Origin of the sequence: Methylophaga sp. UBA2513 (assembly GCF_002341285.1) — a bacterium.
In the GTDB taxonomy this organism is placed as follows: domain Bacteria; phylum Pseudomonadota; class Gammaproteobacteria; order Nitrosococcales; family Methylophagaceae; genus Methylophaga; species Methylophaga marina.
Map to the genome: position 1 here is coordinate 90635 of NZ_DDNT01000019.1, position 12670 is coordinate 103304.

Sequence of the window (12670 nt, forward strand, 5' to 3'; positions counted from 1 at the left end):
GGAGCTGGAGCTGGAGCTGGAGCAGTATCTTGTTTTTCTGGCAGAGGTGTATCTTTTTCTGCTATTTTTTCGCCTTCGTCAGTTAGGCTAGCATCGACTTCGGTAATTGGCTCGTCTCGCTCTGGCTCATCATCTAATGGTTCGATAACAGAGTCAAAAGGAATAGGCTTTTCAACGATATCTTCTATATCTTTTTTTGCAACGGATGCTAATAAGAACCAGGCAATGACACCAATCACTAAAACTAATAAGGCGGCGCCAATTAAGCGTTGCTTTTGTACTAGTGTCATTACCTGCTACTCCATTACTTAATGATGATTAGGTGAGTTTACCTCATGATACTTATTTTTATCACTGGTAATCACGCCCGCATCATCGGAAGGTGATGGCATATGCTGCAGAGCAACGTCCAGCACTTCATAAATCCATTTCACCGGTGTAATAGTCAATCCTTGTTTTACATTTTCAGGAATTTCTTTTAAATCCTTGATGTTATCGTGAGGTATCAGAACTGTATCGATACCACCGCGATGGGCAGCAAGTAATTTTTCTTTTAAACCACCAATGGCTAAGACTTCCCCACGTAGTGTGATTTCGCCGGTCATAGCCACATTGGCTTTGACAGGAATACCTGTAATCGCTGAAACAAGTGCTGTACACATACCGATGCCAGCACTAGGTCCATCTTTTGGTGTTGCGCCTTCCGGTACGTGTACGTGCAGATCATGTGTTTGCAAGAAATCATCACTTATCCCCCAGTCAGCAGAACGTGAGCGTACAACGGTGGTCGCTGCTTGAATGGATTCTTGCATAACGTCACCCAGTTTACCGGTATAGGCAGACTTACCTTTGCCCGGCATAACCGCTGACTCAATGGTTAAGAGCTCACCGCCAACTTCTGTCCAAGCCAGACCGGTTACTTGACCTACACGATCGCTCTCTTCGGCCATTCCGTAACGGTAATGATAGACACCAAGGTAGGTTTCAATGTTTTCAGCAGTGACGACAACTTGTTGTTCTGGCTTTTCCGTCAAAATCTGTTTAACTAATTTGCGACAGATTTTTGAGATTTCACGCTGTAAGTTACGCACACCAGCTTCACGCGTATATCGGCGGATAATTTCCATTACCGCATCTTCTCTGATATCAACTTCTTTCTCTTTAAGACCGTTATCTTTAATCGCTTTCGGCAAGAGATATTTCATCGCGATATTAAGTTTCTCGTCTTCTGTGTAACCCGCAAGGCGTATGATTTCCATACGGTCACGCAAAGCGTCAGGAATATTAAGTGTATTGGCTGTACAGACAAACATGACATCAGATAAATCATATTCAACTTCTAAATAATGATCAGCAAATGTCGAGTTTTGTTCAGGATCTAACACTTCTAATAATGCAGAAGCAGGATCACCACGGAAGTCTTGCGCCATTTTGTCAATTTCATCTAATAGAAATAATGGGTTTTTAACTTCCGTTTTACAGATATTCTGTATCACTTTACCTGGCATAGAGCCGATATAAGTTCTACGGTGCCCGCGTATTTCAGCCTCATCTCTAACACCACCCAAAGCCATTCTTGTAAATTTACGATTAGTGGCTCTGGCTATTGATTGAGCAATAGATGTTTTACCCACACCAGGTGGGCCAACCAGGCAAAGAATCGGACCTTTTGATTTTTTGACACGCTTTTGTACAGCCAAGTATTCAACGATTCGTTCTTTGACTTTTTCCAGACCATAGTGATCTTCATCTAGGACATTTTCAGCCTTGTTTAAATCAAGGGTCACTTTAGAACGTTTTTTCCAAGGGACTTCTAACAAAGATTCAATATAGTTTCTGACTACAGTTGCTTCTGCAGACATCGGTGACATCATTCGAAGCTTTTTAAGTTCAGCATCAGCTTTAGCGCGTGCTTCTGCCGGCATTCCTGCCTTCTCAATGTTCGCAGCCAGTTCGTCAGTTTCGTTACCAGCCTCGTCAATTTCACCGAGTTCTTTTTGAACCGCTTTTAACTGCTCATTAAGATAATATTCGCGTTGGCTTTTTTCCATCTGCTTTTTAACGCGGTTACGAATACGTTTCTCAATTTGTTGAATATCGATTTCACCTTCAAGGAAAGCCATCAACTTTTCGACTCTGGCTTTAACGTCACTCATTTCAAGCAAGGCTTGCTTGTCTTCAAGTTTTAACGTCATATGTGCTGCGACGGTATCAGACATCCGCGAAACATCTTCAATACTGGAAAGCGACGAAATAACCTCTGGTGGTATTTTTTTGTTCAGTTTTACGTACTGCTCAAACTGTCCTAGCAAGGTCCGCATTAAAACATCGGCTTCTCTATCGTCATCAACTTCATCCAAGAATGGCGCGACTTCAGCCTCTATGTGAGTTTCATGGTTAGTGAAGTAGGCCACACTGGCACGCTGAACACCTTCAACCAAAACTTTAACTGTTCCGTCAGGCAGTTTTAATAATTGTAAAATATTCGCGAGTGTGCCGGTTTCATATAAACCGTCGGTGTCAGGTGCATCTTCAGAAGAATCTTTCTGAGCCACCAGTAGAATCTGTTTACTCTCGTCAGTCGCTTGTTCGAGGGCTTTGATAGATTTATCTCTCCCTACAAAAAGCGGTATTACCATATAGGGATATACGACAACATCACGAAGTGGTAAAACGGGGACAACCTTCATACTGTTATCGCTAGAAGTGGTGGTTAATTCATTTTCCATTAAGGCAAACCTCATACATGTGTCTGTCGACACCCAATTTTCAACATAAAATTAATATGGGGACAGACAATAAAAAATCAAGCATATTGAGAAATATGCTTGATTTAGTGTGTAAACAGAATGGTTCGTTTGACCGATTATTTGTCGCCGGATGCTAAGTCCGTATTTTGATCTTCATAAATCAAAATTGGTGCATTTTCACCCGCGATGACACTCTCATCAATCACCACTTTTGAGACATTATCGGCTGATGGTAGCTCAAACATGGTATCAAGTAAGACATTTTCGATAATCGAACGGAGCCCACGTGCACCTGTCTTTCTCTCCATTGCTTTCCTTGCAATCGCACGTAATGCATCATCTCTGAACTCAAGCTCAGCATTTTCCATATTGAATAATTGCTGATACTGCTTGGTTAGCGCATTTTTCGGTTCAGTCAAAATCTGAACTAAGGCTTTTTCGTCAAGCTCATCCAGTGTGGCAACAACAGGTAAGCGACCTACAAATTCAGGAATAAGCCCATACTGAATCAGATCTTCAGGCTCGACAGTTCGTAATGACTCGCTCAAAGGTCTATTATCGTCAACACTTTTCACTTCAGCAGAAAAACCTATGCCACCTTTCTGAGTGCGGTTTCTGATCACTTTATCAAGACCAGCAAAAGCGCCGCCACAGATAAATAAGATTTTACTGGTATCAACTTGCAAAAATTCTTGCTGAGGATGTTTCCTTCCGCCTTGAGGAGGAACAGAAGCAATAGTGCCTTCAATCAGCTTGAGAAGTGCTTGTTGTACACCTTCACCGCTAACATCACGTGTGATAGATGGATTATCAGATTTGCGAGATATCTTATCTATCTCGTCGATATAAACGATACCTGTTTCAGCCTTGTCGACATCATAGTCACATTTTTGTAGAAGCTTTTGAATGATATTTTCAACATCTTCACCGACATAGCCCGCTTCAGTGAGGGTCGTTGCATCAGCCATAGTGAAAGGCACATTTAGCTGTCTTGCTAATGTTTCTGCTAGCAATGTTTTACCACTACCAGTGGGGCCAATTAAAAGTATATTACTTTTAGAAAGCTCAACATCACTTCCCTTGTGCGCCGTACGGAGACGCTTGTAGTGATTGTAGACTGCAACAGAAAGATAACGCTTCGCTCTTTCTTGCCCAATAACATAGTTATCAAGTGCTTCGTTAATTTCACGTGGCGTTGGCAGTTTTGATTCAGCCTCTTCAGTGGCCATTTCCTGCATTTCTTCACGGATGATGTCATTACATAGTTCGACGCATTCATCACACACAAATACGGATGGACCAGCGATTAATTTCTTGACTTCATGCTGGCTTTTTCCACAAAAAGAGCAATAAAGCAATTTATCATCGTTATTTTTGTCGTCACTCATATTTTTACTACCTTACGCGTCATCTATAAATTTTATCGACCAATACTACTTATTCTGTAGGTCGGCTTGTCAATACTGAGTCAATTAGGCCGTATTCAACAGCTTGTTCACCATTCATGAAGTTATCACGATCAGTATCTTTGCGAATAGCATCTATATCTTGACCAGTATGTTTTGCAAGAATTCCATTTAGACGATCACGAATACTCAGAATCTCTTTTGCATGAATATCAAAGTCAGACGCCTGTCCTTGGAATCCGCCTAATGGTTGATGAACCATAATTCGAGAGTTAGGTAGACAGTAACGTTTGCCTTCAGCACCACCGGCTAACAATACTGCCCCCATACTGGCTGCTTGTCCGATACACAATGTGCTGACATTGGGTTTAATAAATTGCATCGTATCGTAAATTGCCAAGCCAGCTGTAACAGCGCCGCCAGGTGAATTAATGTATAGATGGATATCTTTATCAGGATTTTCCGATTCAAGAAATAGTAACTGTGCAACAACCAAATTAGCCATTTGGTCTTCTACCGGACCAACTAAAAATATGACACGTTCTTTTAATAAGCGAGAAAAGATGTCATACGAGCGTTCACCACGAGATGTTTGCTCTACAACGATAGGTACCAATGCATTCTGAATCATACTGGTCTCATCACCAGAAAATTTATTTGTCATAACCATCCTAATTTCAAGGTCCCAATAAAAAAACAGCCCATACCCATTTCACATGAGTACGGGCTGCATTCAGTATCAGCGTTGTTAATTAGTTAGACACTGCATTAACGACGTCTGAGAATGTTGATGTACTCTCTTCTACTTTAACATGGTCGTAAATCCATTCAACCACCATGTCTTCAACGACTGTCATTTGAATTTCAGACAATCTTTCTTGATTGTTCATGTAGAAAGTAACCACTTCTTCTGGATCTTCATAGCTTGCAGCAATTGCGTCAATAGCCTCTTTAACGCGATCTTCATCAGGACGAATTTCGTTATCCGAAATAATCTTACCAATCAAAAGACTTAACTTAACGCGTTTTTCTGCATTATCTTTAAAATTATCTGGATTAAATGGCAAGCCTTCAACATTTACGCCTTGATTGCGGAGATTGTTCTTTGCTTGTTCTACTAGATATTGAGCTTCACGCTCTACTGGCGCTGATGGCAGAGCAATGTCATTATTTTCTGCTATCGAATCCATCGCTTTGCGTTTGTTTAGTGTTTTTAGTGCAGACTTAAGTTCACGTTCCATATTAGCGCGAACTTCTTTTTTCAATGCGGCAATACCCTCTTCGACACCGCATAGTGCTGCAAATTCTTTATCTAGTTTAGGTAGCTTTTTCTTAGCGACTTGTTTAACTGTCACTGCGAACTTAGCTTCTTTACCTTGTAAATGCTCAGCGCGGTAGTCTTCAGGGAATGTCAATGTCACATCGACTTCTTGATCCGCTTTTTTGCCAATCAATTGCTCTTCAAACTCTGGCAACATACGGCCCTGACCAAGCTCAAGAAGTACATCTTGGCCTTTACCACCTTGGAATTCTTCACCATCAATAGTGCCAACAAAATCAATGGTGACGCCATCACCATCTTTTGCACCACGTTTTAAAGGTTCCCATGTCATACGTTGTTCGCGTAATGTTTCAAGCATACGGTCAACGTCTTCATCAGTGACTTCAGCAACTGTTTTTTCCAAGTTGATATCGTCTAGTTTGACATTGTCTACTTCAGGGAAGACTTCATAGTTGAGTGTATAGATGAAGTTGCTGCCTTTTTCATCCATGCTATCTATATGAGGAGGACTTGCTGGGTTGATTCCTTCTTGAGTGAAGGCTTCACGCATGCTTTCTTGTACAAGAGAGTCGATTACTTCGCGACGAGCTGATGGACCGTGTGTTTTCGCGACCATGTTCATCGGTACTTTACCTGGACGGAAACCGGCCATTTTCACATTAGGTCTAATTGACTTAAGGCGATCCTGTACTGCTTGTTCGATATTGGCATCTTCGACTGTGACGGTCATACGGCGACCAAGTTCGCTCACGTTTTCTACAGTAACTTGCATTCTCTAACCTCAAACATGGGGATTTAGGCATGGCGGTTTCGCCATCCGCCTATTTGTAGTAATGGTACGAGAGGAGAGACTCGAACTCTCACAGGTTACCCTACTGGAACCTAAATCCAGCGCGTCTACCAATTCCGCCACTCTCGCATATTTATTTATCAGACATGCCTGATGCCTGAAAGAAGTCGGCTATTATAGCGATAACATTCCGATAAAACTAGCCTTGAATTGCTAAAAAACTAATTCCCATGTTTGTTTGTTGGCAAAACTGCTGAAATGCAATGAATTCTTGTTGAGAAATTTCTCGCTGAGTTTGATGTCGATCAGCCATAAAAATACCAATAACTTTGTTTTTAACCACGACAGGCATAAGCAAATGCGGCGGATTACCTAATGTGGTTTGTATCTGCTTGGAAAGCTGACCTGCTTCGTCAACTGATAAAAATATGGCATGACGCTGCTCTACGCATAGACTAAAAGCTGGATTCTTGTCTAAAGTGATGGTTAATCGCTGTTTGAGATGTTCTGTCTGCTCACCTAAAACTGACTTACAAATTAAGTCAGTTTTAGCCTCATTCAATATCATGAATATGGCTCGATCCATGGCTAAGCCACGAATCAATCCTTCTAGAGTCATCTCAAGCATGATATTAACCGAGGGTAATGGTATGTCTTCAAGGGCTTGTACCATTTCCTGAGATACTTTCATCAGGTAATCAAAATCAGCTTCCAACTTTTTATCATGATTGTTAACGTCGGGCACATCTGTCTTTTCATGATGCTCATCTAAGTAATCTGGGAGCCGTATAGCACGGCTTATTTGCTCGCTACCGTATAAAATAGTAAGTTCTTTTGCTTTATTGACATTTAATAGAATCAGGTTTTTCGCTTTTTCAATTGAAAGCTCACAGATACTTGAAGCCTGTTTCGCGACAAGCTCAAGCTCAGCTTCATTCCAGCCATGCTGGGCTGATTCAGCCACATCAATAGCTAATGAAATAAGCTGGTTATTTTTTTCTGATAATCGATTATTGAGATAATCATTCAACAAATCGCCTAAAGCCCAGTCATGACACAAAGCTTTGGTTAAGTCGACAATCCTGAACCCTAAGACCTTCAGTTCTGCTTGGGTGGATTCATTGTCTTTTTGTAAATCATTGAGTAAGACCTGACTTTCTTTATCAGCAAATGCCCATAAAGCCATATAGCCCAGACGCGAAAGTAACGTTGCTATAAAGATATCTTCAGCATCATTGCGCTTTAAATGCTTAGCAAATTCTCGTGCCTGAGTAGCAGCATGAAAAGCAAATGCCATTTCTTGTATCAGTTGTGTACGCTGTTCACCTGCTTGTAAATTGTCAATCAGGGCCATTGACAGGGTTAAGACCTTGATTTGCTCAAAGCCCATGACCATGACTGCACGAGATACCGTGCTGATACTGTGCTTGGTTGGATTGAAATGAACAGTATTAACCGCTTTTAAAACCCGGCTGGTCAAAGAGGCATCTTGAAGAATAATATTGGCGACATCTGACGCTGAACTTTTTCCACTATTTAGAGCTTTTGTGACGTTGGCAACCGTTCCCGAAAAGATCGGCATATCCACTCCACTAAGTTGTTTGACCCAATTAGAAAGTGCAGCGTTTTCCATTCAAGATTAATCCAAAGACTTTTTCTGATTAGCTACACCATGTGGCACATGGCCTGTAGCGACGTGCTCAAGCGCTGATTGACAATGCTTTTCTTGATCATCAAAAAATATGTCAGCGCCAAATGATTTTAAAAATGGTCCTTTGTCCATGCCACCTAGAAATATTGCTTCGTCGATACGGATCTCCCAAGCCCTTAGCGTTCTGATAACACGTTCATGTGCTGGTGCAGATCGCGCAGTTACCAGTGCTGTTCTAATCGGTGAAGCATTTTCGCCATATTCCGTCTGAATTTGATTTAGCGCCATTAAAAAATCTTTAAACGGCCCACCAGGGAGGGGTTCATGTGCGGTCTGTTGTTCATTTTCAGTAAATGCTTTTAATCCCTTTTCTTTGAAAATTCGCTCCGAATCGTCAGAGAACAGAACGGCATCACCATCAAATGCAATTCTAAGTTGATCGCTATCATTATTATTCCTAATGTGTGAAGGCAGAATTGTCGCAGCAGCAATACCTGCTTCTAACGCCATTCCGACATCCTCAGGACTGGTTGATAAAAATAAATGTGCATTAAACGGCGCCACATAACGATACGGACTGCTTCCAGATGTAAATACTGCGCGGGTAATGGCTAATCCATGATGTTGAATAGAATTAAAAACACGAAGCCCCGTATCAGCACTATTGCGAGACAATAAAATAATCTCAACCTTGGGTGTGTTTGGGTTGTTGTCATTTAACGCGAGTAATTTACGTACCAGACTAAAGGCACCGCCTGGCGCTAAGGGGACATCTTCATTTTCTATTTGATAGCGACAATAAGCTTCTGTGCCCTGATCTTCATAGATGCGATGACTTTCATCCAAGTCAAATAAGGCGCGAGATGAAATAGCGAGAACAAGCGGTTTTGTATCCATCATGGTTCAAACATCCCTTAATAATGACTGTCCATCAGTCCGTGCAACTCGGATAATACGCTCCCAGGCAATCTGCCCTTGTTGATTTATACTGGGATATTCAGAAAGACTTTTGAGGTCGTCACTCAAACTATCAATGACAGACACCTCCTCGGGTTTGCCTTTTGGAAAGTTACTATTTTCAGAAAACACGATTCGGCAAAAAATAGGAATCTTCGGTGCCAGTGTCTGAAGTGCGTGTTTGGAGTTATAGATTCTATGCAGTGGGTTTGTAAATTTAAAACTTCTGCCATCAATGATCTGGGTCCATTGATCGATATGATCAGCCCCAAACAAGTGACCTGACATGGGATAAGTTTCAATAATTAACAATCCTTGTTCAATCAATACTAAACGTTCAATTTCAATCATTCCCCCCAACCCGTCAGGAATGATTATCGATTTTGCTTCTTCTTTTTTGACAGTCTGTAATGCACGCTCTAATTTGCGAGAGTAAAAAGAACGCTTTCTTTTACGTCTAATGATGAGTGCAATACACAACAGGAAAAAAATCGCTGTAGCAATGGCTACTTGAATGGATAAATCTAAATTAATAATCGTACTGGCCTCAATATTGTTGTGTACTAATTATACGAAATCATCGTTGTATTGTATTCGCTTTATGTTAAGGCTACAGCGGTAAATGTGTAATAGGATCTTCATGAATGATGACTTCCGCTTCATCAAACAAATCAGCTATCTCTCGTTCGAGTGCATCCGCAATGTCGTGAGCTTGCCTCAAACTCAATGTTTCATCCAATTCAAGATGAAGTTGAATAAACACTGTTGTCCCCGATCGTCGTGTACGAAGATCATGTAAGCCACGCGCTTGAGGATGTTTTAAAACCAGAGCACTAATTTTTTCTCGTTCATTATCAGGCAACTCATGATCCATTAGTAAATCAATCGACTCTCTTACAATCCCCCATGCACTGTGTAATATGAATAAGGCAATAGCAATAGCGATAAGCGGATCTGATAATGTCCAACCATTCAGACTCAATACAAGCGCCAGAATAACACCACCATTAACCAGTAAGTCGGTTTTGTAATGTAAGGCATCAGCTTTGATTGCCGTCGAGTCCGTTTGTTTTATCACGTAGTTCTGGAATACCATCAACGCAAACGTGGCGATGATAGAAAACACCATCACAGCGATTCCGATGGTCATACCCTGCTCCATAGCTTCAGGTTTAAACAATCGGTTTATAGCCTGAAGAAGCAGTATGCCGGCTGAGCCTGCAATGAACATAGATTGGCCCAGTCCGGCCAGAGACTCTGCCTTGCCATGTCCGAAACGATGTTCTCTGTCTGCGGGCTGTAACGCATGATGCACAGCAATCATATTCAAAACAGATGCGAGCACATCAAGACTCGAGTCAACAAGTGTAGCCAGAATGCTAACCGAGTCAGTGAGAAACCAAGCAAATAGCTTAACGATTATCAGAGTAATAGCCGTAACAACAGATGCATAGGTGGCTATACGCATCAATCGGGCTTTATCAATGTGTTGAGGCTTATTCATGGACTTAGTATAGTGGATTCAATTCAAGTAACGTGAGTTTAGTATTTATGATGCTCACATAACTCATTTTAGGAAAGCTTTATGCCAATCTCGACGATCAATACCAGCCCATTCGAAGGACAAAAACCGGGCACTTCAGGTTTACGAAAAAAAGTCAGTGTCTTTAAGCAATCTCATTATCTGGAAAACTTTATTCAATCCACTTTTAATGCGCTAGGTGATTGTGAGGGTAAAACCTTAGTGGTTGGTGGTGACGGTCGCTATTACAATCAAACGGCGATACAAATCATTCTAAAAATGGCCGCAGCTAATGGTTTTTCGCATGTTTGGGTGGGTCAGAATGGTATTCTCTCTACACCTGCCGCGTCATGTGTTATCCGGAAATATAAAGCGTTTGGCGGTTTGATTTTGTCGGCAAGCCACAATCCGGCAGGTATTGATGGTGACTTTGGTATCAAATTTAACACCAGTAATGGTGGGCCTGCACCAGAATCAATTACTGGTAAAATTTATGAACATTCTGCTGAAATTACTGAATATAAAATCTCTAATGCAGCCGATATTGCACTTCACAAATTAGGGCAGCAAACGCTGGGCTCAATGACAGTTGAAGTGATTGATCCCGTCTCAGATTATGCACAGTTAATGCAGTCTATTTTTGATTTTCCAAAAATCAAAACATTTATAACCACAAGCGATTTTTCAATGCGATTTGATGCAATGCATGCGGTCACCGGACCTTACGCCATTGAGATATTAGAAAACTTGCTGGGTGCACCTAAAGGGACTGTCATAAACGGCATTCCATTACCTGATTTTGGTAATGGCCACCCAGATCCGAACCTAACCTATGCTGAAGAACTTGTGACCGAGTTATTCTCAGATAACGCCCCGGATTTTGGTGCTGCCTCAGACGGCGATGGTGATCGCAATATGATCCTGGGGAAACAATTTTTTGTGACCCCTTCTGACAGCTTGGCTATTCTTGCGGCCAATGCTCAGCTCGTACCAGCATATAAAAATGGTATCACTGGTATTGCTCGTTCCATGCCAACCAGTCAGGCCGCAGACCGCGTAGCCGAAAAATTAGGGGTTGAGTGCTTTGAAACGCCGACTGGCTGGAAATTCTTTGGTAACTTGCTTGATGCAAACCGCGTGACTTTATGTGGCGAAGAGAGCTTTGGCACAGGTTCTAATCACATTCGTGAAAAAGATGGCTTATGGGCTGTACTTTTCTGGCTCAATATTCTGGCCGTGAAACAACAATCGGTGGCGGAATTAGTTAATCAACATTGGTTAACATTTGGACGTAATTACTACACTCGACATGATTATGAAGGTGTACCCACTGAACAAGCAGAAGCCCTGATTGAACACCTACAGCTTCAACTAACGACATTACCTAAACAGCAGCTTGGTGAGCGTATCGTGAGTTATGCAGATAACTTCAGCTACCATGACCCAATTGACGATAGTATTGCAGAAAAACAAGGCATTCGTATTGGTTTTGAGGGTGGTGACAGAATCATATTCCGTCTATCCGGTACAGGTACTGAGGGTGCCACATTACGGGTTTATATTGAGTCCTATCAAGATGATCCTGAACAATTAAACACTGACACGCAATTCGCACTAGCTGACCTTATTCAACTCGCTGATGAACTAGCCAAAATTACTGAACTGACAGGCAGAACAGCGCCAACCGTTATCACTTAAAATTTTATAATCATGATACAAACTCTTATTCTTGGCTCAAGCTCACCTTTCAGAGCTGAACTACTTAAAAAGCTGCAGATTAATTTCATTCAGCATTCGCCTGATATTGACGAGACACAGCTGGAAGGTGAGTCAGCACCGGCATTAGTCGAGCGACTGGCTCAAGAAAAAGCACGGCTCATTGCTGAAACCTATCCGCAAGCACTCATTATCGGTTCAGATCAGGTTGCTGTTGCAGGTGGCAATATTTTGGGTAAGCCAGGTAACCATCAGACAGCGATTCAGCAATTAATGATGGCTTCAGGAAAATCCGTCACTTTTTATACTGGCCTTGCCTTGTACAATGCAGAAAATCAGACAATGCAGCATATTGTTGAACCATTCACTGTGCATTTTAGAGAGTTAACGGAAAAGCAGATTGAATACTATCTGAATCAAGAAAAACCATACCAATGTGCGGGCAGCTTTAAATCCGAAGGGTTCGGGATCAGTTTATTCAGTCGTTTAGAGGGTGATGATCCTAATAGCTTGATAGGTCTACCACTCATAAAACTCATTGAGTTGTTGAGTAACGAAGGTGTCGATATTCTTCAACCCAATGAGTAGTAGTGGAT

11 protein-coding genes and 1 tRNA gene are annotated in these 12670 nt (G+C 41.7%); 2 read left to right on the top strand and 10 right to left on the bottom strand.

Annotated features, from left to right (window positions below):
- The 10 genes from B3V56_RS11470 to B3V56_RS11515 all read right to left on the bottom strand — a co-directional run.
- Positions 1 to 290: hypothetical protein (locus B3V56_RS11470; protein ID WP_289284314.1), on the bottom strand; the 290-nt coding region annotated here is incomplete at its 3' end.
- Between the two features lie 18 nt (positions 291 to 308).
- Complete coding sequence (lon, locus tag B3V56_RS11475; RefSeq protein WP_320167384.1) at positions 309 to 2690, bottom strand: endopeptidase La; 2382 nt, start codon at positions 2688 to 2690, stop codon at positions 309 to 311.
- Between the two features lie 176 nt (positions 2691 to 2866).
- Positions 2867 to 4138 carry an ATP-dependent Clp protease ATP-binding subunit ClpX gene (clpX, locus tag B3V56_RS11480; RefSeq protein ID WP_286304675.1) on the bottom strand — a complete coding sequence of 424 codons (1272 nt, stop codon included), beginning with the start codon at positions 4136 to 4138 and terminating at the stop codon, positions 2867 to 2869.
- A gap of 49 nt (positions 4139 to 4187) precedes the next feature.
- A complete protein-coding gene (clpP, locus tag B3V56_RS11485) occupies positions 4188 to 4820 on the bottom strand; it encodes an ATP-dependent Clp endopeptidase proteolytic subunit ClpP (RefSeq protein WP_289282714.1) in 633 nt (210 codons plus the stop codon).
- Positions 4821 to 4908: 88 nt separating this feature from the next.
- On the bottom strand, positions 4909 to 6210 hold the full coding sequence (tig, locus tag B3V56_RS11490) for a trigger factor (RefSeq protein ID WP_289245330.1): 1302 nt from the start codon (positions 6208 to 6210) through the stop codon (positions 4909 to 4911).
- A gap of 62 nt (positions 6211 to 6272) precedes the next feature.
- Positions 6273 to 6357, bottom strand: a tRNA-Leu gene (locus B3V56_RS11495).
- Positions 6358 to 6427: 70 nt separating this feature from the next.
- Complete coding sequence (locus B3V56_RS11500) at positions 6428 to 7861, bottom strand: HDOD domain-containing protein (RefSeq protein WP_289284316.1); 1434 nt, start codon at positions 7859 to 7861, stop codon at positions 6428 to 6430.
- A gap of 6 nt (positions 7862 to 7867) precedes the next feature.
- Positions 7868 to 8779 carry a 5'-nucleotidase gene (locus B3V56_RS11505; RefSeq protein WP_414673344.1) on the bottom strand — a complete coding sequence of 304 codons (912 nt, stop codon included), beginning with the start codon at positions 8777 to 8779 and terminating at the stop codon, positions 7868 to 7870.
- Positions 8780 to 8782: 3 nt separating this feature from the next.
- The gene (locus B3V56_RS11510) at positions 8783 to 9316 is read right to left on the bottom strand and encodes a nuclease-related domain-containing protein (protein ID WP_289245328.1); all 534 of its coding nucleotides are present in this window, start codon (positions 9314 to 9316) and stop codon (positions 8783 to 8785) included.
- Positions 9317 to 9446: 130 nt separating this feature from the next.
- A complete protein-coding gene (locus B3V56_RS11515) occupies positions 9447 to 10340 on the bottom strand; it encodes a cation diffusion facilitator family transporter (RefSeq protein ID WP_289282710.1) in 894 nt (297 codons plus the stop codon).
- A gap of 81 nt (positions 10341 to 10421) precedes the next feature.
- Here B3V56_RS11515 and B3V56_RS11520 point away from each other — a divergent pair, with 81 nt between their 5' ends.
- Together B3V56_RS11520 and B3V56_RS11525 are read left to right on the top strand one after the other, a co-directional pair.
- Positions 10422 to 12056, top strand: coding sequence for an alpha-D-glucose phosphate-specific phosphoglucomutase (locus B3V56_RS11520; RefSeq protein WP_289284317.1), 1635 nt, complete (start codon positions 10422 to 10424; stop codon positions 12054 to 12056).
- 15 nt (positions 12057 to 12071) lie between these two features.
- The gene (locus tag B3V56_RS11525; protein ID WP_289282741.1) at positions 12072 to 12662 is read left to right on the top strand and encodes a Maf family protein; all 591 of its coding nucleotides are present in this window, start codon (positions 12072 to 12074) and stop codon (positions 12660 to 12662) included.
- The last annotated feature ends 8 nt before the right edge of the window (positions 12663 to 12670 follow it).